The sequence below is a fragment of the Pseudomonas sp. PVC-5-1 genome (genome assembly GCF_057444345.1).
In genome coordinates, this window is the sequence record NZ_CM172024.1 from 5,517,918 (window position 1) to 5,540,653 (window position 22,736).

At 64.2% G+C, this 22,736-nt stretch carries 22 protein-coding genes and 1 other RNA gene; 9 read left to right on the forward strand and 14 right to left on the reverse strand.

Annotated elements, in window-relative coordinates:
- Positions 1 to 6: 6 nt before the first annotated feature.
- The 7 genes from AC2T3R_RS25180 to AC2T3R_RS25210 form a co-directional block, all read right to left on the reverse strand.
- Complete coding sequence (locus AC2T3R_RS25180; protein ID WP_410951506.1) at positions 7 to 1,629, reverse strand: ABC transporter permease; 1,623 nt, start codon at positions 1,627 to 1,629, stop codon at positions 7 to 9.
- A 143-nt stretch (positions 1,630 to 1,772) separates the two neighbouring features.
- Positions 1,773 to 2,774: an extracellular solute-binding protein gene (locus AC2T3R_RS25185; protein WP_013974718.1), complete on the reverse strand. Its 1,002-nt coding sequence runs from the start codon at positions 2,772 to 2,774 to the stop codon at positions 1,773 to 1,775.
- A gap of 219 nt (positions 2,775 to 2,993) precedes the next feature.
- On the reverse strand, positions 2,994 to 4,211 hold the full coding sequence (locus AC2T3R_RS25190) for a 2-octaprenyl-3-methyl-6-methoxy-1,4-benzoquinol hydroxylase (protein ID WP_410951505.1): 1,218 nt from the start codon (positions 4,209 to 4,211) through the stop codon (positions 2,994 to 2,996).
- Positions 4,212 to 4,220: 9 nt separating this feature from the next.
- The gene (locus AC2T3R_RS25195) at positions 4,221 to 4,706 is read right to left on the reverse strand and encodes a DUF4442 domain-containing protein (protein ID WP_013974720.1); all 486 of its coding nucleotides are present in this window, start codon (positions 4,704 to 4,706) and stop codon (positions 4,221 to 4,223) included.
- Positions 4,703 to 5,902 (reverse strand): 2-octaprenyl-6-methoxyphenyl hydroxylase, encoded by a 1,200-nt coding sequence (gene ubiH, locus AC2T3R_RS25200; protein ID WP_486744410.1) that lies wholly within the window; start codon positions 5,900 to 5,902, stop codon positions 4,703 to 4,705. The genes AC2T3R_RS25195 and ubiH overlap by 4 nt, the downstream gene beginning before the upstream one ends.
- A complete protein-coding gene (pepP, locus tag AC2T3R_RS25205; RefSeq protein ID WP_003259366.1) occupies positions 5,899 to 7,233 on the reverse strand; it encodes a Xaa-Pro aminopeptidase in 1,335 nt (444 codons plus the stop codon). Before pepP ends, ubiH begins: the two co-directional genes overlap by 4 nt.
- 21 nt (positions 7,234 to 7,254) lie before the next feature.
- The gene (locus tag AC2T3R_RS25210) at positions 7,255 to 7,809 is read right to left on the reverse strand and encodes a YecA/YgfB family protein (RefSeq protein WP_003259367.1); all 555 of its coding nucleotides are present in this window, start codon (positions 7,807 to 7,809) and stop codon (positions 7,255 to 7,257) included.
- 181 nt (positions 7,810 to 7,990) lie between these two features.
- On the opposite strand from AC2T3R_RS25210, the gene AC2T3R_RS25215 reads away from it, so the two are divergent.
- The 4 genes from AC2T3R_RS25215 (at position 7,991) to AC2T3R_RS25230 (ending at position 9,375) form a co-directional block, all read left to right on the forward strand.
- The gene (locus tag AC2T3R_RS25215) at positions 7,991 to 8,173 is read left to right on the forward strand and encodes a TIGR02449 family protein (protein WP_029886233.1); all 183 of its coding nucleotides are present in this window, start codon (positions 7,991 to 7,993) and stop codon (positions 8,171 to 8,173) included.
- On the forward strand, positions 8,170 to 8,490 hold the full coding sequence (locus tag AC2T3R_RS25220) for a cell division protein ZapA (RefSeq protein WP_003259368.1): 321 nt from the start codon (positions 8,170 to 8,172) through the stop codon (positions 8,488 to 8,490). Before AC2T3R_RS25215 ends, AC2T3R_RS25220 begins: the two co-directional genes overlap by 4 nt.
- A gap of 17 nt (positions 8,491 to 8,507) precedes the next feature.
- Positions 8,508 to 8,687, forward strand: a non-coding RNA gene (gene ssrS, locus AC2T3R_RS25225) — 6S RNA.
- A gap of 79 nt (positions 8,688 to 8,766) precedes the next feature.
- Positions 8,767 to 9,375, forward strand: coding sequence for a 5-formyltetrahydrofolate cyclo-ligase (locus tag AC2T3R_RS25230; protein ID WP_003259369.1), 609 nt, complete (start codon positions 8,767 to 8,769; stop codon positions 9,373 to 9,375).
- A gap of 18 nt (positions 9,376 to 9,393) precedes the next feature.
- On the opposite strand, the gene AC2T3R_RS25235 is transcribed toward AC2T3R_RS25230, so the two are convergent.
- Positions 9,394 to 9,546 carry a hypothetical protein gene (locus AC2T3R_RS25235; RefSeq protein WP_013974724.1) on the reverse strand — a complete coding sequence of 51 codons (153 nt, stop codon included), beginning with the start codon at positions 9,544 to 9,546 and terminating at the stop codon, positions 9,394 to 9,396.
- 178 nt (positions 9,547 to 9,724) lie between these two features.
- Between AC2T3R_RS25235 and AC2T3R_RS25240 the strand changes: the two genes are divergently transcribed.
- The 4 genes from AC2T3R_RS25240 to AC2T3R_RS25255 all read left to right on the forward strand — a co-directional run bounded on the left by AC2T3R_RS25240 (position 9,725) and on the right by AC2T3R_RS25255 (position 15,192).
- Complete coding sequence (locus tag AC2T3R_RS25240; RefSeq protein ID WP_410951503.1) at positions 9,725 to 10,174, forward strand: EVE domain-containing protein; 450 nt, start codon at positions 9,725 to 9,727, stop codon at positions 10,172 to 10,174.
- Positions 10,175 to 10,401: 227 nt separating this feature from the next.
- Complete coding sequence (locus AC2T3R_RS25245) at positions 10,402 to 11,361, forward strand: HlyD family secretion protein (RefSeq protein ID WP_013974726.1); 960 nt, start codon at positions 10,402 to 10,404, stop codon at positions 11,359 to 11,361.
- Positions 11,358 to 14,078, forward strand: coding sequence for a ribosome-associated ATPase/putative transporter RbbA (gene rbbA, locus AC2T3R_RS25250; protein ID WP_486744412.1), 2,721 nt, complete (start codon positions 11,358 to 11,360; stop codon positions 14,076 to 14,078). The genes AC2T3R_RS25245 and rbbA overlap by 4 nt, the downstream gene beginning before the upstream one ends.
- Before the next feature lies 1 nt (position 14,079).
- Positions 14,080 to 15,192, forward strand: coding sequence for an ABC transporter permease (locus AC2T3R_RS25255; protein ID WP_410951499.1), 1,113 nt, complete (start codon positions 14,080 to 14,082; stop codon positions 15,190 to 15,192).
- Positions 15,193 to 15,390: 198 nt separating this feature from the next.
- Here the strand turns inward: AC2T3R_RS25255 and AC2T3R_RS25260 are convergent, their stop codons facing one another.
- Entirely contained in the window at positions 15,391 to 15,795 is a 405-nt protein-coding gene (locus AC2T3R_RS25260; RefSeq protein ID WP_003259380.1) for a flagellar basal body-associated protein FliL, read from the reverse strand.
- Positions 15,796 to 15,964: 169 nt separating this feature from the next.
- Between AC2T3R_RS25260 and AC2T3R_RS25265 the strand changes: the two genes are divergently transcribed.
- Positions 15,965 to 16,942: an NADPH:quinone oxidoreductase family protein gene (locus tag AC2T3R_RS25265; protein WP_238067063.1), complete on the forward strand. Its 978-nt coding sequence runs from the start codon at positions 15,965 to 15,967 to the stop codon at positions 16,940 to 16,942.
- Positions 16,943 to 17,074: 132 nt separating this feature from the next.
- Here AC2T3R_RS25265 and AC2T3R_RS25270 read toward each other — a convergent pair whose 3' ends face one another.
- The 5 genes from AC2T3R_RS25270 to trxA all read right to left on the reverse strand — a co-directional run bounded on the left by AC2T3R_RS25270 (position 17,075) and on the right by trxA (position 22,585).
- The gene (locus AC2T3R_RS25270) at positions 17,075 to 17,725 is read right to left on the reverse strand and encodes a gamma-glutamylcyclotransferase (protein WP_410951498.1); all 651 of its coding nucleotides are present in this window, start codon (positions 17,723 to 17,725) and stop codon (positions 17,075 to 17,077) included.
- Between the two features lie 245 nt (positions 17,726 to 17,970).
- The gene (locus AC2T3R_RS25275) at positions 17,971 to 18,939 is read right to left on the reverse strand and encodes a CDP-6-deoxy-delta-3,4-glucoseen reductase (protein ID WP_013974732.1); all 969 of its coding nucleotides are present in this window, start codon (positions 18,937 to 18,939) and stop codon (positions 17,971 to 17,973) included.
- A complete protein-coding gene (gene ubiD / locus AC2T3R_RS25280) occupies positions 18,939 to 20,405 on the reverse strand; it encodes a 4-hydroxy-3-polyprenylbenzoate decarboxylase (protein WP_013974733.1) in 1,467 nt (488 codons plus the stop codon). Before ubiD ends, AC2T3R_RS25275 begins: the two co-directional genes overlap by 1 nt.
- 219 nt (positions 20,406 to 20,624) lie before the next feature.
- Positions 20,625 to 21,884, reverse strand: a complete 1,260-nt coding sequence (gene rho, locus AC2T3R_RS25285) for a transcription termination factor Rho (protein WP_003253661.1) — start codon at positions 21,882 to 21,884, stop codon at positions 20,625 to 20,627.
- 374 nt (positions 21,885 to 22,258) lie between these two features.
- On the reverse strand, positions 22,259 to 22,585 hold the full coding sequence (trxA, locus tag AC2T3R_RS25290) for a thioredoxin TrxA (protein ID WP_063424113.1): 327 nt from the start codon (positions 22,583 to 22,585) through the stop codon (positions 22,259 to 22,261).
- Positions 22,586 to 22,736: the final 151 nt, after the last annotated feature.

Here is a 22,736-nt window from a genome sequence, read left to right on the forward strand (position 1 = left end):
GCACCCTCAGTGACTGTGACCGGGTCGACGTGCCGAACGGCGGATCAGGCCGATGACCGGCAGCAGGCCCACCAGCACCAGGGTCAGTGCCGGCAACGATGCACGCGCCCACTCACCCTCGCTGGTCATCTCGAACACCCTTACCGCCAAGGTGTCCCAGCCGAACGGGCGCATCAGCAAGGTGGCCGGCATTTCCTTGAGCACGTCGACGAACACCAGCAGGGCGGCGCTGAGCGCGCCAGGCACCAGCAGCGGCAGATACACCTTGAAAAACAATCCCGCGCCACCGACGCCCAGGCTGCGGGATGCCTCGGGCAGTGACGGGCGGATCCGCTCCAGGCTGCTCTCCAGCGGCCCGTAGGCCACCGCGATGAAGCGCACCAGGTAGGCCAGCAGCAATGCGGCCAGGCTGCCCAGCAGCAGCGGCTTGCCGGCACCGCCCAGCCAGCTGGACAGCGGGATGACCAGGTGGTTGTCGAGGTAACTGAAGGCCAGCATGATCGAAACCGCCAGTACCGAGCCGGGCAAGGCATAGCCCAGGTTGGCCAGGCCCACCCCGGCGCGAATACCACCCGTCGGCGCCTGGCGCCGGGCAAAGGCCAGCAGCAACGCCACGCACACCGTGACCAGCGCCGCCATGCCGCCCAGGTACAGGGTGTGCAACACCAGGCCGACATAGCGCTCGTCCAGGTCATGTCGGCCACGCTGCCAGAACCACGCCAGCAGTTGCAGCAGCGGGATGACGAAGGCGCAGGCGAACACCAGCAAGCACCAACCGCTGGCCAGCAACGCCTTGACCCCGTGCAGGTGGTACAGCGCCTGCCCGCGCGGCCGCTCGTTGCCGCTGCGGCTGGCCCCCCTGGCACGGCGCTCGCCATACAGCACCAGCATCACCGCCAGCAGCAGCAGGCTGGCCAGCTGGGCAGCGCTGGACAGGCTGAAGAAGCCGTACCAGGTCTTGTAGATGGCCGTGGTGAAGGTGTCGAAATTGAACACTGCCACCGCGCCGAAGTCGGCCAGTGTTTCCATCAGGGCCAGGGCAATACCGGCGCCGATCGCCGGCCGAGCCATGGGCAGAGCCACGCGCCAGAACGCTTGCAGCGGGGACAGCCCCAGCACCCGCGCGGCTTCCATCAGGCCCTTGCCCTGGGCCAGGAATGCGCTGCGCGCCAGCAGGTAGACATAGGGGTAGAACACCAGCACCAGTACGACGATCACCCCGCCGGTGGAGCGCACCCGCGGCAGGCGCATCGGCCCGAACACCTCGCGCAGGGCGCTCTGCACCGGGCCGGCGAAGTCCAGCAGGCCGACGAAGACGAACGCCAGTACATAGGCCGGGATGGCGAACGGTAGCATCAGCGCCCAGTCCAGCCAGCGCCGGCCAGGGAACTCGCAGAGGCTGGTCAACCAGGCCAGGCTGACCCCCAGTACCGTGACGCCGATGCCCACACCCCCCACCAGCGTCAGGGTATTGCCCAGCAGGCGAGTCATCTGGGTGTCGAGCAGGTGCGACCAGATCTGCAGGTCGATCGACTGCCAGGACAGCAGCAGGACGCTCAGGGGCAGGAGCACCAGGGCGGCGACCAGGGTGACCGGGAGGTACCAGCGGCGTTGGGGGGAGTGGGGCAAGTTGAATGTCTCTGTGGCTGATTTGCGACCGCTATGCGGTCGTTCGCGGGCATGCCCGCTCCCACAGAGATCGAGTAATCCTGTGGGAGCGGGCATGCCCGCGAAGAGGCCCTGAAAGGCCCCGGAAGGATAAAGCCTGGCGCTTAGTTCCAGCCAGCCCGATCCATCAAGCGAATCGCTTCAGCCTGGCGCTTGCCAGCGATTTCAACCGGAATGCTGTCAGCCTTGAAGCTGCCCCACGCTGCCACTTCTTCCGATGGCTTGACCTTCGGGTTGGCCGGGAACTCCTGGTTGATGTCGGCGAACAGCTTCTGCGCCTCTTCACCAGTCATCCATTCAACCAGCTTCTTCGCTGCCTCCGGGTGTGGCGCATGCTTGGTCAGGCCGATACCCGACAGGTTCACGTGCACGCCACGGTCACCCTGGTTGGGCCAGAAGATTTTCACCGGCAGTTTCGGGTTCTGGTTGTGCAGGCGACCGTAGTAGTAGGTGTTGACCACGCCCACATCGCACTGGCCGGCCTCGATGGCCTGGATCACTGCGTTGTCGTCGGAGAACACGTCGGTGGACAGGTTGTTGACCCAGCCTTTGACGATCTGCTCGGTCTTCGCCTCGCCGTGGGTCTCGATCAGGGTGGCGGTGAGCGACTGGTTGTACACCTTCTTCGCCGTGCGCAGGCACAGGCGGCCTTCCCACTGCTTGTCGGCCAGGGCTTCGTAGGTGCTCAGCTCTTGCGGCTTGACCCGCTCGGTGGAGTAGATGATGGTGCGCGCGCGCAGGCTCAGGCCGGTCCAGTCGTGGGACGAGGCGCGGTACTGCGACGGGATGTTCTGGTCGATGATGTCGGACTTGATCGGCTGCAGGATGCCCATCTGCTCAGCCTGCCACAGGTTGCCGGCATCGACGGTCAGCAGCAGGTCGGCCACGCCGTTTTCGCCCTCGGCCTTGATGCGCTGCATCAGCGGGGCTTCCTTGTCGGTGATGAACTTGATCTTGACCCCAGTCTTGGCGGTATAGGCATCGAACACCGGCTTGATCAGCTCATCGATGCGCGAGGAGTACACCACCACTTCGTCCGCTGCCTGGGCGGTGCCGCCGAACAGGGTCAGGGCCAGGGCGGCCAGTAGGGGCTTGCGTGGCAACATGGAAAGCACTCCTCGGATCGTATGAGAGGCGCAAATGGTAGTGAATCCCATTTTCCGACTCATCTACATAGGCGTTACCGGATGTTGCAGAGGGGGGCTGCTGTGCAGCCCATCGCCGGCAAGCCAGCTCCCACAGGTACTGCACAGGGCTTGAGGTCGATGCGGTCGAGGTGGGAGCTGGCTTGCCGGCGAAAGGGCCGCAAAGCGGCCCCGACAATCTCAAGCCTTGGCCAGATCCGGCAGATCACCGCTCAAACCCAGCGCCTGCCGCACGAACAGCGCCTTGGCCTCCGGCATCTGCTCCACCAGCTTCAACCCGCTGTTACGCAACCAGCGCAACGGCAACGGGTTGGCCTGGAACAACCGCTCGAACCCCTCCATCGCCGCCATCAGCGCCAGGTTGTGCGGCATGCGCCGTCGCTCGTAACGGCTCAGTACCTTCACATCCGCCAGCCGCTCGCCACGCTCGCAGGCGTTGACCAGCACCTCGGCCAGCACTGCAGCATCGAGGAAGCCCAGGTTGACGCCCTGCCCGGCCAGCGGATGAATGGTGTGCGCGGCATCGCCGATCAATGCCAGGCCTTCATCCACATAGCGCTTGGCGTGGCGCTGGCGCAGCGGCACGCACACCCGAGGGTCGGCTTGCAGTACATCACCCAGGCGCCCCTCGAAAGCCCGCTCAAGGGCCTTCAGGAACGCAGCTTCATCCAGCGCCATCAACTGCTCGGCATGCTCCGGCGTGGTCGACCACACGATCGAGCACCAGTCCTGCTGGTCGTCGCGGGTCAGCGGCAGGAACGCCAATGGTCCTTCGTCGGTAAAGCGCTGCCAGGCCGTGGCCTGGTGCCCGGCGCTGCAACGCACGCTGGTGACAATGGCGTGGTGCAGGTAATCCCACTCGCGGGTTGCGCAGCCGGCCAGGCGCCGCACTGCCGAGTTGGCACCGTCGGCCGCGATCACCAGCGGCGCACGCAGCTGGCGGCCATCGGCGAGGGTCAGCAGCCACTCGTCGCCGGAGCGTCGCAGCTGTTCGAGCCGCGCATTGGGCAGCAGGCCGATATCGCTGTCATGCAGGCGCTCCAGCAGGCCATCCTGCACCACCCGGTTCTCGACGATGTGGCCGAGCACTTGAGCATGCACGCTGGCAGCCGAGAAGTGAATCTGCCCGGTGCCGCTGCCATCCCATACATGCATGTCCGAGTATGGCGTGGCACGCCGGCGGGCGATGCCATCCCAAGCGCCAAGGCGCTCGAGGATGCGCTGGCTGGCTGCCGACAGCGCGCTGACACGCGGTTCGAACGGGGCCTGGGCATCGAACGGCTTGACCGTCAGCGGGCCGCCGTCGAGCAAGAGGATTTGCAAGCCACTGTGGCGCAACGCCAGGGCCAGGGCGCTGCCGACCATACCGGCACCGACAATCAACAGATCTGCGCGCATTTCCATGCCTTACGCCAGCCTCGCTTGCGGCTTGAGCCGCACATATAGGGTTTTATCGACCCGCGCCACCAGCTCGCCGGCGCCGTCGCGGATATCGACCTGCAAACGCGGCAGGCACTTCTTGCCGGTGGCAGTCTGCTGGCGAATTTCGTCCAGCAGCGCGTCATCGACGTGGAGTTCGGCATACACCGGGCCTTTGCCCGGCGAAATGAAATCGATGCTGGCGGCCTTGTCCCAGACGATGTAGTCACGACCCAGCTGCTCGATCAACAGCAGCATGTAGAACGGGTCGACCATCCCGTACAGGCTGCCGCCGCACTGGGTGCCGACGTAGTTGCGGTTCCAGCGGGTCAGCTTCATCGCCACCTTGACGCTGCGCAGGTCCGGGCTGATGTGCTGCACGCGGATACCAGCCCCGAGGTGCGGCGGGAACAGGTTCAGCCGCCAGCGCAACAGGCACGCCCGGCGCGCCAGCCTGCGCGTGTTGTCACTCATGCCTGACCTCGCGGATCGGGGCGGGTGCCCAGGCCCATGGCCTGGCGGGCGAACCAGCTTTTGGCCGGTGGCAGCAGGTCGAGCCCGAGCAGGCCAAGGTTGCGGCCGGCGGCCAGCAATGGCTGGCTGCTGCCGAACAGACGGGTGACCTGGTCGGAAAAGCCGATGGTCATGGCCTGGTCCACGCGCTGGCGCTGGTGGTAGGCCTGCAATGTTGTCAGGTCGCCAGGCTGCTGCGGGCCGGCCAGCAGCGCCTCGGCAAGCGCCTGCACGTCACGCAGCGACAGATTGAAGCCTTGGCCGGCAATAGGGTGCAGGCTGTGCGCGGCGTTACCCAGCACCACCAGATGCGGCCGCACCTGCTCCTGGGCCTCGATCAGCGACAGTGGATAGAGGTGCCGCGCGCCGACCTGGCGCAAGGCGCCCAGGCGATAGCCGAACACGCCCTGCAGTTCACGCAGGAAATTGCGCTCGTCGATGTCGGCCAGACGCCTCGCGTCCATGCCCTGGCGGGTCCAGACCAGCGCGCAGCGGTTATCCGGAAGCGGCAGCAGGGCCATGGGGCCTTCTTCGGTGAAACGTTCGAAGGCCTGGCCGTCGTGGGCCTCGCCCGGGGTTATGTTGGCGATCAGCGCGCTCTGTTGGTAGGGCGTGTGGCGCACGTGGATACCCAGCTGTTCGCGCAGGCCGGAACGGCCACCGTCGGCCAGTACAGCCAGGTCGCACTCCAACTGGGTGTCATCGTTCAGCTGCAGGCGGTAGCCACCCTCGATGGCCTGCATCGCAGTCACTTCCGCCGGGCAGCGCCAGCTCACCACCTCGCTGTCCAGCCCTTGCCAAAGGCACTGGCCCAGCCAGGCGTTTTCCACCACGTAGCCAAGCGCCGGCACACCCTCTTCCCGGGCATCCAGGCGGGTGGCACCGAAACGGCCGCGGTCGGACACGTGAATCTGCAAGATCCGCTCGGCGCGATGGCCGATGGCCTGCCACAGGCCCAACTGCTGGTAGATCTGCTGGGTACCGAACGACAGTGCCGACGAACGCGCGTCGTAGCTGGGCTGGAAGCTGTCACCGGGGGCGAACGGCTCGATCAGCAGGATCTTCCAACCTCGCGCCTTGGCCCCCGCCTGCAGGGCCAGGGCAAGGCTCGCGCCCACCAGGCCGCCACCGATGATCGCCAGGTTTACCCGATTCATGCCACGTCCTTGCGGGCGGCCTGCATCAGCGCCTCGATCTCGGCGACCGTGCGCGGCACGCCCGAAGTCAGGATTTCACAGCCTTGCCTGGTCACTACCACGTCATCCTCGATCCTTACACCAATGCCGCGCCATTTCTTGGCCACGGCCTGATTGTCGGCGCCTATGTAGATGCCCGGCTCGACGGTCAGCGCCATGCCGGGTTCAAGCACCCGCCACTCGCCGCCTACCTTGTACTCGCCCACATCGTGCACATCCATGCCCAGCCAGTGCCCGGCGCGGTGCATGTAGAAGGCACGATAGGCCTCGCTGTCGATCAGCGCCTGCACCTCGCCCGTCAGCAGGCCCAGTTCCACCAGGCCCTCGGTGATGACCCGCACGGTCGCCTCATGGGCGTGGTTCCAGTGCTTGCCAGGGGCGATTTCGGCAAACGCCGCTGCCTGGGCTTTGAGCACCAGCTCGTAGATGGCCCTCTGCTCGGGCGAAAAACGCCCGCTGACAGGGAAGGTACGGGTGATGTCGCTGGCGTAGCAGTCGATCTCGCAGCCGGCGTCGATCAACACCAGGTCACCATCCTTGAGCGGGGCGTCGTTCTGCTGATAGTGCAGGATGCAGCCATTGCGCCCAGCCGCGACTATCGAGCCGTAGGCCGGCATCTTCGCCCCGCCCTTGCGGAACTCGTAGTCCAGCTCGGCTTCCAGGCTGTATTCGTGCAAGCCGGCCCGGCAGGCCTGCATGGCCCGCACGTGGGCCCGCGCCGAGATATCTGCGGCAGCGCGCATCACCTTCACTTCCGCTGCCGATTTATACAGGCGCATGTCGTGCAGCAGATGATCCAGCGCAACGAACTCGTTCGGCGGCTGGGCCCCCAGGCGCGCCTTGGAGCGGATCACGTTGATCCAGTCCATCAGCCGGCGGTCGAACTCGGGGTTGCTGCCCATGGCGCTGTATACCCGCTCACGGCCTTCGATCAGGCCCGGCAGGATCTCGTCGATGTCGGTGATGGGGAAGGCATCGTCTGCGCCAAAATCGCGCACCGCACCTTCCTGGCCGGCACGCAGGCCGTCCCACAGCTCGCGCTCGGGGTTGCGTTCACGGCAGAACAGCACGTATTCGCCATGCTCGCGACCGGGAATCAGCGCAATCACCGCTTCCGGCTCGGGGAAACCACTGAGGTACTGGAAGTCGCTGTCCTGGCGGTAAACGTGCTCGACGTCGCGGTTACGGATGGCAACCGCGGCGGCGGGCAGGATGGCGATGCTGTTGGGGACCATCTGCGCCATCAGCGCCTTGCGCCGACGGGCATACTCGGCCTTGGGAATGTGGCTCATGGGCAGACTACCCCTGGTTGATCAGTGCAGCGATGGCTTGGGTGCAGGGGCGGCCGGCTTGGCCAGCTCGGAGAACAGCAGCAACGGCGCCACACGCAGGTATTCCATGACTTCCATGTAATCGCTCTCGCCATCCTCGGACTCCTCGAGGGCTTCCTGGACCTGGGAAATGGCCACCAGGTCCTGCAGCACTTCCTTGGCCTCGTCGGACAGGTCCTTGCCACCGGCATTCAGGCCGAAACCGGTAATGAAGCCTTGGCACCACTGGCCTAGCGCGGTGGCGCGATCGCTCAGGGCGGCGTCGTCGGAAGGCAGCAGCAGGACGATCGCCATGTCGTCGCTGGTCAGTTCGCCCTTGACCATTTCCTGCAGGCCGACCAGGGCGTTGCGTACGGTGTCACCGGGCTCGGTTTCCAGCAGCTGGGCGGCATCGGCCAGCCAGCCGTCGGCGTCGAAGCCGGCACCGGCGCAGCTGCGGCCGATCAGCAGGCCGTGCAGTTCGGCCGGGGTTACAGGATGGCCATTGCTGGACAGCAGCATGGCGAAGGCGATGTAGGGCGATTGGGTATTGGGCATGGGCAGCTAGGCGCCAGACGGCGCAATGACTAGAATGGAGACCTTGTATCCTAGCACCGGCAGGCGCGCCAAGACCATCGGCACTGGCCGCCGCCGCCCAGGGAGAGGCATCATCGCCAGGTGACTCAACGACGGAGCGAATCGAGTGCAACCCACGCAAGAGAACGACCTGCAGGCACTGATGAGCCGATTCGAGTTGCTGATCGAACGTGTCGAGCAACTAAAACGGCAAAATGCACTCCTAGTAGCTCAGGAAAAGTCCTGGCGCGAAGAGCGCGCCCACCTCATCGAAAAGAACGAGATCGCCAAGCGCAAGGTCGAGTCGATGATTTTACGCCTCAAGGCTCTGGAGCAAGACTCATGAGTTCAAGCAATAGCGTCACCGTGCAGATCCTCGACAAGGAATATTCGATCATCTGCCCGCCGGAAGAGCGCAACAACCTGGTCAGTGCCGCGCGCTACCTGGACGGCAAGATGCGCGAAATCCGCAGCAGCGGCAAGGTGATCGGCGCCGACCGCATCGCGGTCATGGCAGCGTTGAACATCACCCACGAAATGCTGCACCGCCAGGAAGACCGCAACGATGCCCCGGCAGGCGGCACCACCCGCGAACAGGTGCGCGACCTGCTGGAACGGGTCGACCAGGCACTGTCCGACGACGCGGATACCAAAATCGGCTGAGATTGGTATACTGGCGCCACTCCCTGGGGGATGCGCCAGTCGGTTATGTCCCTGAGCCGATACGCACAACCACGGGGGTTGCACGCTGGGGCCGGTGTGCATGTCCGCCCGACGGAAAGCCTTAACGCCCCCTGCAATCTCCACCTTGAACTTTCGGGTTCAAGGGCTACACCGATAGCGGTCTTATCGGGGAGCCTGAATTATCTTGCCCGCCCCTTTCGGCGGGCAATTCGTATTGGCCGACCACGTCGGCCAGCACCTGGGATCGCCCGTGCCATGACCGACACCGCGCAGCTCACCCGCCCCCAGCTCCGTCGCTTGCTCCGCAATGCCCGCCGCGCCCTTACCCCTGCTCAGCAACGCCAGGCCGCCCTTGGCCTTTACCGCCAGCTGGCGCAGCACCCGCTGTTCCGACGCGCCCGGCACATTGCCCTGTACTTGCCCAACGATGGCGAAATCGACCCTTACCTGCTGCTGCGCGAGGCCCAGCGCCGCGGCAAGCGCACCTACCTGCCGGTGCTGCACGCCTGGCCGCGCACGCGCATGGTGTTCCAGCGCTTCGAGCAAGGCGAGAAGCTCAAGCCCAACCGCTTTCGCATTCCCGAGCCGGTCACCGAGCGCAAGCGCCAGCGCCCGATCTGGTCGCTGGACCTGATCCTGCTACCGTTGGTCGGTTTCGACGAAGTGGGCGGTCGCCTGGGAATGGGCGGTGGTTTCTATGATCGCAGCCTGGCCTACCAGGCACGTCGCCAGACCTGGAAAAAACCATTGCTGTTGGGGCTGGCACATGAATGCCAGAAGGTCGAGCGGCTGGCTCAGGCCAGTTGGGACGTACCGCTACAGGGGACGGTCTCGGACCGTGGCTGGTACCTGGCGCCGCGTTGAGCGGCGCCGGCGGGGGCATCAACGTTGCGGCTGGCTGGCGTCGACCGGCATCTGATAGGCGTTGTCCAGCTTGCGCTCCCAGATCCCTTGCGCATAACCGGTAGTGACCACACCCAGGCCAAAAATGAACACCAGGATCCACAGCAGATCCGGCTTGTTACGTTGATTCATCGAAGATTGCCCCCCAGGCAAACTGTTCAGGCTCGGCAATTTTCTGGGTATTGCCGGAGCATCGCGCTTTAAACGGGGCGCATTTTCCGACAACCTGCGTCTGCACGCAAACCTTGACGCCAACCGGCTGTCGGTTTCGTCCAACAGGTTATTTCAAACCTTTTCAGGAGCAGTTCCCATGGCCCACTGGCTGATGAAATCCGAGCCCGACGAGCTCTCCATCGAAGCCCTCAGCCGGCTCGGCGAAGCGCGCTGGGACGGCGTGCGCAACTATCAGGCACGCAATTTCCTGCGGGCCATGAGCGTTGGCGACGAGTTCTTCTTCTACCACTCCAGCTGTCCGCAGCCGGGCATCGCCGGCATTGCCAGGATCACCCGCGCAGCCTACCCGGACCCAACCGCGCTGGACCCGCAAAGCCCCTACTACGATGCCAAGGCCACGGCCGACAAGAACCCTTGGAGCGCGGTCGATGTGGCCCATGTGCAAACCCTGCCACGGGTGCTGGAGCTAGGCTGGCTGAAACAGCAGACAGGCCTGGCCGAACTGCCGCTGGTGCAGAAGGGCAGCCGCCTGTCGGTAATGCCGGTGACGCCAGAGCAATGGGCGGTGATTGTCGCTTTGCGTTGAAACTGCGGCTAAGGTCATAAACCAAAGGGGCCGCCCTGCGGCCCATCGCCGGCAAGCCAGCTCCCACCCCGACTGCATAGACCTCAAGCCATGCGCTGCCCCTGTGGGAGCTGGCTTGCCGGCGATGGGCTGCGAAGCAGCCCCTGTCATGGGCTTGACCGATATCAACACGCTACGCATGGCCGCGGACCATGATGCAGTGTGCATGACCGCAAGGATGCAGACCGATGAACCGATACGCCCCCAGGATCTTCGCCACCGCGCTGATCGCCCTACTCGCAGCAGCCGGTGGGCTAGGGTACTGGAAGTCGATCCACGACCAGTTGCCCGAAGGCCTGAGCATGGGCAACGGCCGCCTGGAAGCCACCGAAGTGCAGATCGCCAGCAAAATCCCTGGCCGCCTGGCCGAGGTGCTGGTCGACGAAGGTGACAAGGTGTCTCGCGGCCAACTGCTGGCGCGCATCGACACCCGTACCATGGAAGCCCAGCGCAGCCAGGCCGAAGCCGAAGTGCTGCGCGCCCGGGAAAACTACGCCGCCGCCCAGGCCAGCGTGCAGCTGCGCCAAAGCGAACTGCTGCTGGCCAGCCAGGAGCTCAAGCGCGTGCGTGAGATCTTCCAACGCAAATACGCTAGCCAGCAATTGCTCGACCAACAGCAGGCGCGCTTCGACACAGCCAACGCCGCCGTGGTCGCCGCCCGCGCCCAGCTGGCGGCGATCAAGGCCGCCATCGGCGCCGCCGAGGCCCAGGTAGCGCAGCTCACCAGCGAAATCGACGACAGCAGTCTGCGCGCACCGATCAACGGCATCATCCAGCTGCGCCTGGCCGAGCCCGGTGAAGTGCTGGGTGCCGGCGGCCGCGTGCTGATGTTGATCGACCCCAGCGACCAGTACATGAACCTTTACCTGCCCGCCTCCACCAGCGGCCGGCTGACCGTCGGCGACCAGGCACGGATCGTGCTCGACGCCCTGCCCGAGCGGGCGCTGCCGGCGAAGGTGGCCTTTGTCGCGGCCAAGGCCCAGTTCACCCCCAAGCAGGTGGAAACCCGCGACGAGCGGCAGAAGCTGGTGTTCCGGGTCAAGCTGCGCCTGACCGACCCGGGCGCCGTGCCGCAGGCCAAGCCGGGCATGCCAGGCGCCGGCTATGTACGCACGGCTGAGGTGGACTGGCCGGCCAACCTGCAATGAACGCCCCGGCACTGCTGGCCGAGGGTATCAGCCATCGCTACGGCGACCTGGTGGCCCTGCATCCCCTCGGGTTCAGCCTGCCGGCGGGCACCCGTTGCGCGCTGATCGGCCCTGACGGGGCTGGCAAATCGACCCTGCTGGGGCTGATCGCCGGCGTCAAGCGCCTGCAACAGGGCGAACTGCAGGTGCTGGGTGGCTCGATCCGCCAGCGGCGCCATCGCGCGGCGCTGTACCCGAAAGTGGCGTTCATGCCGCAGGGGCTGGGCAACAACCTGTATCCGGAGCTGTCGATCAGCGAGAACATTCGCTTTTTCGCCACCCTGTTCGGCCTCGGCCGTCGCGAATGCGAACAGCGAATGGCCAACCTGCTACAGGCCACCGACCTGCAGCGCTTTGCCGAGCGCCCGGCGGGCAAACTGTCGGGCGGCATGAAGCAGAAGCTTGGCCTGTGCTGCGCGCTGATCCACGAGCCGGACCTGCTGATCCTCGACGAGCCGACCACCGGCGTCGACCCGCTGTCACGGCGGCGCTTCTGGGAGCTGGTCGAACAGGTGCGTGCACAGCGCCCGCAACTGACCCTGCTGGTGGCCACCGCCTACATGGAGGAGGCCGAACAGTTCGAGCATTGCCTGATGCTCGATGGCGGCCGCCTGCTGGCCGCCGGCCCCAGCCATGAGCTGGCCGCAGTCACCCCCAGCGGCAAGCTGGACGACGCCTTCACTCACTACCAGGGCGCGGGCAAGGCACAACACCCTCCGCTCATCATCCCGCCGCGCCCGGCCGCTGACAGCCCGGTCGCCATTGAGGCCCACGACCTGACCCTGCGCTTTGGCGATTTCACTGCCGTGAACAAGGTCAGCTTCGCCATTGGCCGCGGGGAGATTTTCGGCTTCCTGGGCTCCAACGGCTGCGGCAAGACCACCACCATGAAAGTGCTCACCGGCCTGATGCCGGCCAGCGAAGGCAGCGCCAGCCTGCTCGGCCGCCCGGTGGATGCCAGCGACCTGGCCACGCGCAAGCGGGTCGGTTTCATGTCGCAGAGTTTTTCGCTGTATGGCGAGCTCAGCACCCGGCAGAACCTCACTCTGCATGCACGCCTGTTCGACCTGCCCAAGGCCGAGAGCGCCCAGCGCATCGACGAGCTGATCGAGCGCTTCGACCTGGTTGCCATCGCCGACCAGCCATCCGGTGCCCTGCCCCTCGGCCTGCGTCAGCGCCTGTCACTGGCGGTAGCGGTGCTGCACCGCCCGGAAGTGCTGATCCTCGACGAACCCACCTCCGGCGTCGACCCGGCTGCCCGTGACGACTTCTGGCGCCTGCTGGTGGAGCTTTCACGCGAGCAGGGCGTGACCATTTTCCTTTCTACCCACTTCATGAACGAAGCCCAGCGCTGCGACCGTATCTCGCTGATGCATGCAGGCCGGGTGCTGGCCTGCGACACGCCGGATGCCCTGCAACGCCACTATCAGGGCAACACTCTGGAAGACGCGTTCGTGCGCTGCCTGGAACAGGCTCAGGAACTGGCGCCGCAAGCCACCGGCAACGCCGTGCTGGAACAGGCCGACGCGCCTGCGCCGCCGCTGCGCCAGGGCTTCAGCCTGCGTCGCCTGCTGGCGGTGGCCAGCCGTGAGGGCAAGGAGCTGCTGCGCGACAAGGTGCGCCTGGCCTTCGCCCTGCTGGGGGCGATGTTCATGATGGTGATCTTCGGCTATGGCATTTCACTGGATGTGGAAAACCTCGCCTTCGCCGTACACGACCAGGACCAGAGCCCGCAAAGCCGGGCCTACCTCGAAGCCTTCCGTGGTTCACGCTATTTCGCCGAACAGGCGCCCATCCGCGACACCCGCGAAATGCACCAGCGCCTGCAGCGCTCGGAAATCAAACTGGCACTGGAAATTCCACCCGGCTTCGGCCGCGACCTCTACGCCGGGCGTCAACCGGTGGTGGCCGCCTGGCTCGATGGCGGTATGCCGTTCCGCGCCGAAACCAGCCGCAATTACGTGGAAGCCGTGCACCAGGCCAATCTCGAGCAACTAGCCAAAGCCAGCCCACAGCCGCAGCCGCGCCAGGACCTGGTGCGCCTGGAAACCCGTTTTCGCTACAACCAGGATGTGGTCAGCGTGAACGCCATCGGCCCTGGGGTAATGGCGCTGATCCTGGCCTTCATCCCGGCCATGCTCACCGCGCTGGGTATCGTCCGCGAGAAAGAGCTCGGCTCCATCACCAACTTCTACGCCACACCCCTCACCCGCCTGGAGTTCCTCCTCGGCAAGCAGATGCCCTACCTGGCCGTGAGCCTGGTCAACCTGGCACTGCTGGTGGCGATGAACCGCTGGCTGTTCGCCGTGCCGCTAAAGGGCAGCGTGCTGGCCCTGGCCTGTGGCGGCGTCGCCTACCTGCTGGCTACCACCAGCCTGGGCCTGCTGATCTCGGCCTTCACCCGCACCCAGATCGCCGCCATCCTGGGCACCATGATCATCACCAGCTTGCCGACCATCCAGTTTTCCGGGCTGATCGTGCCACGCTCGTCGCTGGACGGCGCGGCGGCGGTGATGGGCCAACTGTTCCCGGCGGGCTACTTCCTCGATATCGCGGTCGGCACATTCACCAAAGCGCTGGGACTGCGCGAGCTGTGGCCGCAGTGCCTGATCCTGCTCAGCTTTTTTGCCGTGTTCACCGGCCTGAGCCTGGCCATGCTGAAGAAGCAGGAGGCCTGATATGTCACGCCTGAACCACACCCTGCGTCTTGGCCTGAAAGAGCTGACCAGCCTGCGCCATGACAGCGTGCTACTGCTGTTCCTGCTGTATGCCTTCAGCGTGGCCATTTACATGCCAGCAGCCGGCTCGGTGATCGGCGTGCACAACGCCAGTGTCGCGATGGTGGACGAAGACCACAGCCTGCTATCGCGCAAGCTTGGTGAAGCCCTGCAACCACCCGAGTTCCAGCCCGCCGTGCCACTGGCCCCGCAGCGTCTGGACCAGGCCATGGACAGCGGCCAGTACACCTTCGTGATCAACGTGCCGGTGAACTTCCAGAGCGACCTGCTGGCCGGGCGCTCGCCGGAACTGCAGATCTATGTCGACGCCACGGCCATGAGCCAGGCGTTCATGGGTGCCGGCTACATCGGCCGCATCTTCGAACGCGAGTTGCTCGACTACAGCCAGCGCAGCAACACACAGAGCCCGGTGTTAATAAACGCCAAGGCTCTGTTCAACCCCAACCTGGAGGGCGGCTGGTTCCTGGCGGTGATCCAGATCGTCAACAACATCACCATACTGGCGATCATCCTCACCGGCACCGCGTTGCTGCGCGAGCGCGAGCACGGCACCCTCGACCACCTGCTGGTGCTACCGCTGACCGCGCTGGAAATCATGCTGGCGAAGATTGCCAGCAACGCGCTGGTAGTGGTGATCTGTACCTGGATTTCGCTGGTGGTGGTGGTCAAGGGCGCGCTTGGCGTGCCGCTGTCCGGTTCGATGGGCCTGTTCCTGGCCGTGACGGCGCTGTACCTGTTCGCCAGTACCGCACTGGGCATCTTCCTCGCCACCCTGGCGCGCTCGACGCCACAATTCGGCCTGCTGGCAATCCCGGTGATCATCCCGATGCTGTTGCTGTCCGGCGGCAGCACACCGCTGGACAGCATGCCGCAGTGGCTGCAGTGGGTGATGCAAGGGTCGCCGTCGACGCACTTTGTCAGCCTTGGCGCCGCAATCCTGTTCCGTGATGCCGGCTGGACGGTGGTGTGGCCGGACATCCTGGCGCTGGCTGTGATCGGGCTGGTGTTCTTCGGCGTGGCGCTGGCGCGGTTTCGCCGAAGCCTGGCGTCCTGAGCAAAACCCAAGACCACTTGCCCGGTTCAAATATAAGAGTCTGCGCGATCCCTGTGGGAGCGGGCACGCCCGCGAACACCGGCGAAGCCGGTGCCACTCACCGCGCCGCCTGCTTCGCGGGCTTGCCCGCTCCCACAGGTCCCTGCCAGGCCATTGAAAGTAGATTCCACCCGAAGCGCGTCAACTCGAACGAGCGGATCACTGCACGATCAGGTTATTGAACAGCAGGTCTTCAACGATCGGTTTGCCCTCTTCGGCTTCCATCACCTGCTGCACCTGTTTCAGCGCTTCCTGGCGAAGATGCTCCTTGGCCTCGACGTTGCTCATGCTGTCCACCGACTGTTGGGTGAACAGCGCCACCAGCTGGTTGCGGATCAGCGGCTCGTGGTGCTTCACCGCCTTGGCGGCTTCGTCGCCGGTCACGCGCAGGGCCACGTCGGCCTTGTACACGCGCAGCCGCGGGCTACCGTCGAGGGCGTAGTTGCCCACAAAGGGCGGACTCAGGCTGATGTAGGCGACTTTCGGCGCCCCTTCCTTGGCTTCCTCGCCCATGGCCGCAGCCGGCAGCAGCAGCGCCAGCACCATCAAGATCCACGCTTTCAAGAATTCTCTCCTCAATACAGTTGGTGCCAGCTTACCCAGCATGCCGCTCAAACCCAAGCCCGTGCTTGTGCCGCCACTTATGCCTGCACATCAGGGTGCCCCATGCTCGTTGACCGGGCAGGCGGCCCTCCTACACTTATCGGCCACGACCCGCAAAGGAATAGCCCCGATGAAAGCTGTGTTGTGCAAAACCCTGGGCCCGGCGCGCGACCTGGTGCTGGAAGAGGTAGCCAGCCCGGTGCCGAAGAAAAACGAGATCCTGCTGGATGTGCAGGCCGCCGGGGTCAACTTCCCCGACACCCTGATCATCGAAGGCAAGTACCAGTTCCAGCCACCGTTGCCGTTCTCCCCCGGCGGCGAGGCAGCGGGCGTGGTGGCCGCAGTCGGGGAAAAGGCCGGCGCATTCAAGGTCGGTGACCGGGTCATGGCGCTGACCGGCTGGGGTGCATTCGCCGAGCAGGTGGCGGTACCGCTCTACAATGTGTTGCCGATCCCGGCGAGCATGGACTTCACCACTGCCGCGGCATTCGGCATGACCTACGGCACCTCCATGCACGCCCTGCGCCAGCGCGGCCAGTTGCAGGCGGGCGAGACCCTGTTGGTGCTGGGTGCGTCCGGCGGGGTCGGCCTGGCGGCGGTGGAGATCGGCAAGGCCATGGGCGCGCGGGTGATCGCGGCCGCCAGCAGTGCGGAAAAACTGGCCGTGGCCAAGGCAGCCGGCGCGGATGAACTGATCGACTACAGCCAGGCCAGCCTGCGTGACGAGATCAAGCGCCTGACCGGTGGCCAGGGCGTAGACGTGATCTACGACCCGGTGGGTGGCGAGTTGTTCGAGCAGGCCGTGCGCGGGCTGGCCTGGAATGGCCGGTTGCTGGTGGTGGGCTTTGCCAGCGGGACCATCCCGCAGCTGGCGGCCAACCTGGTGTTGCTCAAGGGTGCGGCGGTGCTCGGGGTATTCTGGGGGGCGTTTGCCCAGCGTCAGCCGGAGGACAATGCGGCCAACTTCCGACAGCTGTTTGCATGGCATGCCGAAGGCAAGTTGAAGCCGCTGGTGTCGCAGACTTATCCACTGGCTGAGGCAGGGGCTGCCATTGAAAAGTTGGGGCAGCGTCAGGCTGTGGGTAAGTTGGTGGTGCTGGCCAGGTAAGGATTGAGAAATCTGTTGCCTGTCAGGGCCCTATCGCCGGCAAGCCGGCTCCCACAGGATCTCCACAGCGTCCAAGGCCAGTGGAGTACCTGTGGGAGCGGGCGTGCCCGCGAAGAGGCTGGTGCAGGCCAATCAGACTTCGCGCAGGTTATGGCAGCGCCTGAAACGCGCCTCCAGGTTGCGATCGGGCATCTGGTGGCTGCGCAGGGCATTCAGGGTCTGCTCGACATAATCACGCGTGGTGCCATAGCGCCCCTTGGCACTGGCCAGGATCTGGCTTAGCAGGGTGTCCGGCAGGTTCCCGGCATAGCACGGCAAATGCCGCTCCAGCACGAAGCCCAGGGCCTGCACCTTGCTGCCATCATCCAACCGGCAGCTGAGCCAGTGCGGCCGGTACGCCGGGTACGGCATCTCGCGCTGCCACAAGGCCATCAGCGAATCGTCCAGGCAGCTGTCATCCAGCCGATAGGCAAAACCGCTGCAGGAGCCACCACGGTCCAGGCCGAACACCAGGCCAGGGGTTTCCGGGGTGCCACGGTGCTCATGCGACCACAGGTACAAGCCACGGTGGTAACCATGCACCCGCGCGCGTTGGCGTTCCACCGAGTTGCACTCCGGTCGCCAGATCAAGGAACCATAGGCGAACAGCCACACCGGCCCACCCTGATGGCGAGACATGGTTGTCTTCATGGAATTGAACAACTGTTCGCGAGTATGTTGCTGACCGAAGTCGAGTGTCGGTGGATATGAAACTTCCCAGGACATACTTTCAAGTGCCGACATAAGCTGCCGCCATTATCCCTGTGAACTACGGATGTAGCGAGATTCGATTACGATGCGCCCCCAGCCTCTGTACCAAGGGCGCTTGCAGTAACCATAGGACAGAAGTGCAGGAATACTCAAGCCCTCGCGCCAGAGTTTCATCCGCGCTCCCGACGACTGGAAAGTACTGTTTCGGCAACTGTGAAAGTTATTAGCCAAGGCGGTAACAATTACCGCCTTATACCCATAATTTCAAACTTCGGTTATTAGCCGCGTGGTGCGTAGGCAAACACATCGGCGCGCATACGGTGCGCATCCATCCCGGCTTCGACCAGGGCGTCGAGAGTGGCATAGATCATGTTCGGCGAGCCGCTGGCATATACATGCACGCTGTTGAGATCGGCGATGTCTTCGCAGACCGCCTCATGCAGCATGCCGCAACGGCCTTCCCAACCGCACAGGTCGCTGACCACCTGGTGCAAGAACAGGTTGGGCAGGCGCTGCCATTCGTCCCAGTGCTCGATCTGGTAGAAGTCCTCGGGCCGACGCACGCCCCAGTACAGGTGCACCGGGTGCTTGAAACCCTGTGCCCGGCAATGCTCGACCAGGCTGTGCATCTGGCCCATGCCGGTGCCAGCAGCGATCAACACCAGCGGCCCATCGGGCAACTCGGCCAGGTGGGTGTCACCGAACGGCATTTCAATGCGCGCCAGGCCGTCGCGCTTGAGCTGCTCGATAAGTTGCAGCGCACTGGGCTCGCGCGCCAGCACATGCAGCTCCAGCTCGCGCCCGGCATGGGGTGCGGAAGCCAGCGAAAACGCCGCCTGCTTGCCGCCTTCGCGCTCGATCATCAGGTACTGCCCCGCGTGGTAGCGCGGCGGCCTGCCAGCCGGCGCGCGCAACCGCACGCGCCAGACGTCGCCACCGACCTCGACGCACTCACTGACACTGCACGCCAGTTTGCGCACCGGCAGCTCGCCAAGGGCGAGCACACCATCCCAGAGCAACACGCAGTCCTCCAGCGGTTCGGCAATGCAGGTGAACAGCTCGCCATGGTCGCGGACTTCGCCGTCCTGGCGTACCCGGCCTTCGACCAACAACGCGGCGCAGACATGGCAATTGCCATTGCGGCAGCTGTTCGGGCAGTCATAGCCCAGCCGCCGCGCTCCATCCAGGATCCGTTCCCCGGGTTCGAGCGCCAGCACCGCCCCGGACGGCTGCAACGTTACCTGCATCAATCTATTCCCAACTGATCCCACAGCTCATCGATACGGCGGGTGACGGCTTCGTCCTTGACGATGACCCGTCCCCATTCGCGTGTAGTCTCGCCCGGCCACTTGTGCGTGGCGTCCAGGCCCATCTTCGACCCCAGCCCGGATACCGGCGACGCGAAGTCCAGGTAGTCGATCGGGGTGTTGTCGATCATCACCGTATCACGCTTGGGGTCCATGCGTGTGGTGATGGCCCAGATCACGTCATTCCAGTCACGGGCATTGATATCGTCATCGGTGACAATAACGAACTTGGTGTACATGAACTGTCGCAGGAACGACCACACACCCAGCATCACGCGCTTCGCGTGGCCCGGGTACTGCTTCTTCATGGTCACCACCGCCATGCGATACGAGCAGCCTTCCGGTGGCAGATAGAAATCGACGATTTCCGGGAACTGCTTCTGCAGGATCGGCACAAACACTTCGTTCAGCGCCACGCCGAGGATCGCCGGCTCATCTGGCGGCCGGCCGGTGTAGGTGCTGTGGTAGATCGGTTTCTGCCGATGGGTGATGCGCTCCACGGTGAACACCGGGAAGCTGTCCACTTCGTTGTAGTAGCCGGTGTGGTCGCCATACGGGCCTTCCGGGGCCATTTCGCCCGGGTGGATCACGCCTTCCAGGATGATTTCGGCGGTGGCCGGTACCTGCAGGTTGCTGCCCCGGCACTTGACCAGTTCGGTGCGGTTGCCACGCAGCAGGCCGGCGAAGGCATACTCGGAGAGGGTGTCCGGCACCGGGGTCACGGCGCCGAGGATGGTGGCCGGGTCGGCGCCCAGGGCCACGGCGACCGGGAACGGCTGGCCAGGGTTCTTCTCACACCATTCGCGGTAGTCCAGGGCGCCGCCACGGTGGCTGAGCCAGCGCATGATGACCTTGTTGCGGCCGATCACCTGCTGGCGGTAGATGCCCAGGTTCTGACGGTCCTTGTTCGGGCCGCGGGTGACGGTAAGGCCCCAGGTGATCAGCGGTGCCACGTCGCCCGGCCAGCAGTGCTGGATTGGCAGAGCGCCGAGGTCGACGTCATCGCCCTCGATGACCACTTCCTGACACACCGCGTCCTTGACCACTTTCGGCGCCATCGACACGACTTTCTTGAAGATCGGAAGCTTGGACCAGGCATCCTTCAGACCCTTCGGCGGCTCGGGCTCCTTGAGGAAGGCCAGCAGCTTGCCGATTTCCCGCAGTTCATCGACCGACTCGGCACCCATGCCCATGGCCACACGTTCCGGGGTGCCGAACAGGTTGCCCAGCACCGGGATGTCGAAGCCAGTGGGCTTTTCGAACAGCAATGCAGGGCCCTTGGCACGCAAGGTGCGGTCGCAGACCTCGGTCATTTCCAGGACGGGGGAGATCGGAACCTGGATGCGCTTGAGCTCGCCGCGCTGTTCCAGGCCACGGATGAAGTCGCGCAAGTCGCGATACTGCATGCAGAAGCCTCATGTTGGCCGTATCGGTCGGGGGTGCAGAGTGTAGCGCCGTTCAGTACCCAATGGCCAAAAATGACTTGGGGCCGCTTCGCGCCCCATCGCCGGCAAGCCAGCTCCCACAGAGTCCGCACAAGCTTCAAGAGCTGTACAGTACCTGTGGGAGCTGGCTTGCCGGCGATGGGCTGCGAAGCAGCCCCAATCAAATCCGGCCTGAAACGCTTACTTGCGCTTCATCGACAGGAAGAACTCGTCGTTGGTCTTGGTCTGCTTGAGCTTGTCGACCAGGAACTCAATGGCGGCGATTTCGTCCATCGGGTGCAGCAACTTGCGCAGGATCCACATGCGCTGCAGCTCGTCGTCGGCAGTCAGCAGCTCTTCGCGGCGGGTACCGGAGCGGTTGATGTTGATGGCCGGGAACACGCGCTTCTCGGCGATGCGGCGGTCCAGAGGCAGCTCCATGTTGCCGGTGCCCTTGAACTCTTCGTAGATCACTTCGTCCATCTTCGAGCCGGTTTCGACCAGCGCCGTAGCGATGATGGTCAGCGAACCGCCTTCCTCGATGTTACGCGCGGCGCCGAAGAAGCGCTTCGGCTTCTCCAGGGCGTGGGCGTCGACACCACCGGTCAGTACCTTGCCGGAGCTCGGGATCACGGTGTTGTAGGCACGCGCCAGACGGGTGATGGAGTCCAGCAGGATGACCACATCCTTCTTGTGCTCGACCAGGCGCTTGGCCTTCTCGATTACCATTTCGGCAACCTGCACGTGGCGGGTTGGCGGCTCGTCGAAGGTGGAGGCAACCACTTCGCCGCGCACGGTGCGCTGCATTTCGGTCACTTCTTCCGGGCGCTCGTCGATCAGCAGAACGATCAGGTGGCACTCGGGGTTGTTACGGGTGATGTTGGCCGCGATGTTCTGCAACATGATCGTTTTGCCCGCTTTCGGCGGAGCAACGATCAGGCCACGCTGGCCTTTGCCGATCGGGGCGCACAGGTCGATGACGCGGCCGGTCAGGTCTTCGGTGGAGCCGTTACCGGCTTCCATCTTCAGGCGCTTGTTCGGGAACAGCGGCGTCAGGTTTTCGAACAGGATCTTGTTCTTCGCGTTTTCCGGGCGGTCGAAGTTGATGGTGTCGACCTTCAGCAGGGCGAAGTAACGCTCCCCTTCCTTCGGCGGGCGGATCTTGCCGACGATGGTGTCGCCGGTACGCAGGTTGAAGCGGCGGATCTGGCTGGGCGAGACGTAGATATCGTCAGGGCCGGCCAGGTAGGACGCATCAGCCGAACGCAGGAAACCGAAACCATCCTGGAGAATCTCCAGCACGCCGTCACCCGAGATCTCTTCGCCGCTTTTCGCGTGCTTCTTCAGCAGGGCGAAAATCACGTCCTGTTTGCGCGAACGGGCCATGTTTTCGATGCCCATCTGTTCGGCCATTTCCAAAAGATCGGTAATCGGCTTTTGCTTGAGTTCAGTCAGGTTCATAAGGGGAATGACGTAATCATGTAAGAAGGGAGAATTAAGCTTCTGGCTTAATGAGGCCGCGCCGCTAGATGGCGACAAGATCGCGTACTGATTCGAATTAGGGATGCTTCGGCGACGGCGTGTAGAGGGCACTGGAGAAGCAGTGCGAGGCCGAATGTAACACTTGCTTTTTTCTGCGTCTAGTGGTTTTGCCCTGCCATTTTCAGCTGCAACACACCTGTCTGTAGGAGCGGCCTTGTGCTGCGAAGAGGCCATCAGCCGCAGCGACAACGTCAGCCTTACCGGCCCTTTCGCAGCACAAGGCTGCTCCTACATGGGCAAGACTGCCTTTGCAGAGGCAAAAAAAACCCCGCATCTGCGGGGCTTTTTTTACATCACAGGTGGGCGTCGAGGAACGCGGCCAGCTGCGATTTGGACAGGGCGCCGACCTTGGTGGCTTCGACGTTGCCGTTCTTGAACAGCATAAGCGTCGGGATACCACGCACGCCGTGCTTGGCCGGGGTTTCCTGGTTCTCGTCGATGTTCAGCTTGGCGACGGTCAGCTTGCCCTCGTAGGTGGTAGCGATGTCGTCCAGAACCGGAGCGATCATCTTGCATGGGCCGCACCATTCAGCCCAGTAGTCGACCAGCACCGGGCCTTGAGCCTGCAGTACGTCGGCTTCGAAGCTGGCGTCGGTGACGTGTTTGATTTTGTCGCTCATGGAAATCTCCAAGGTCGTAAGCAATAAAAACGTTGCCCATCATAGCCGCACCCGTCTCCTACAGGAAGCCGCGGACGATTGAGTGTAACTATAGTTGTGCAAGACGCCACGAATCGAAACTGTCATACAAACGTCATAGCATCGAATGGCA

Bases quoted from the DNA above. Each gene is read 5' to 3' on its own strand.
- AC2T3R_RS25185 (WP_013974718.1), bottom strand. From the start codon at position 2,774: ATGTTGCCACGCAAGCCCCTACTGGCCGCCCTGGCCCTGACCCTGTTC.
- AC2T3R_RS25190 (WP_410951505.1), bottom strand. From the start codon at position 4,211: ATGCGCGCAGATCTGTTGATTGTCGGTGCCGGTATGGTCGGCAGCGCC.
- AC2T3R_RS25195 (WP_013974720.1), bottom strand. From the start codon at position 4,706: ATGAGTGACAACACGCGCAGGCTGGCGCGCCGGGCGTGCCTGTTGCGC.
- ubiH (WP_486744410.1), bottom strand. From the start codon at position 5,902: ATGAATCGGGTAAACCTGGCGATCATCGGTGGCGGCCTGGTGGGCGCG.
- pepP (WP_003259366.1), bottom strand. From the start codon at position 7,233: ATGAGCCACATTCCCAAGGCCGAGTATGCCCGTCGGCGCAAGGCGCTG.
- AC2T3R_RS25210 (WP_003259367.1), bottom strand. From the start codon at position 7,809: ATGCCCAATACCCAATCGCCCTACATCGCCTTCGCCATGCTGCTGTCC.
- AC2T3R_RS25215 (WP_029886233.1), top strand. From the start codon at position 7,991: ATGAGCCGATTCGAGTTGCTGATCGAACGTGTCGAGCAACTAAAACGG.
- AC2T3R_RS25220 (WP_003259368.1), top strand. From the start codon at position 8,170: ATGAGTTCAAGCAATAGCGTCACCGTGCAGATCCTCGACAAGGAATAT.
- AC2T3R_RS25230 (WP_003259369.1), top strand. From the start codon at position 8,767: ATGACCGACACCGCGCAGCTCACCCGCCCCCAGCTCCGTCGCTTGCTC.
- AC2T3R_RS25235 (WP_013974724.1), bottom strand. From the start codon at position 9,546: ATGAATCAACGTAACAAGCCGGATCTGCTGTGGATCCTGGTGTTCATT.
- AC2T3R_RS25240 (WP_410951503.1), top strand. From the start codon at position 9,725: ATGGCCCACTGGCTGATGAAATCCGAGCCCGACGAGCTCTCCATCGAA.
- AC2T3R_RS25245 (WP_013974726.1), top strand. From the start codon at position 10,402: ATGAACCGATACGCCCCCAGGATCTTCGCCACCGCGCTGATCGCCCTA.
- rbbA (WP_486744412.1), top strand. From the start codon at position 11,358: ATGAACGCCCCGGCACTGCTGGCCGAGGGTATCAGCCATCGCTACGGC.
- AC2T3R_RS25255 (WP_410951499.1), top strand. From the start codon at position 14,080: ATGTCACGCCTGAACCACACCCTGCGTCTTGGCCTGAAAGAGCTGACC.
- AC2T3R_RS25265 (WP_238067063.1), top strand. From the start codon at position 15,965: ATGAAAGCTGTGTTGTGCAAAACCCTGGGCCCGGCGCGCGACCTGGTG.
- AC2T3R_RS25270 (WP_410951498.1), bottom strand. From the start codon at position 17,725: ATGTCGGCACTTGAAAGTATGTCCTGGGAAGTTTCATATCCACCGACA.
- AC2T3R_RS25275 (WP_013974732.1), bottom strand. From the start codon at position 18,939: ATGCAGGTAACGTTGCAGCCGTCCGGGGCGGTGCTGGCGCTCGAACCC.
- ubiD (WP_013974733.1), bottom strand. From the start codon at position 20,405: ATGCAGTATCGCGACTTGCGCGACTTCATCCGTGGCCTGGAACAGCGC.
- rho (WP_003253661.1), bottom strand. From the start codon at position 21,884: ATGAACCTGACTGAACTCAAGCAAAAGCCGATTACCGATCTTTTGGAA.
- trxA (WP_063424113.1), bottom strand. From the start codon at position 22,585: ATGAGCGACAAAATCAAACACGTCACCGACGCCAGCTTCGAAGCCGAC.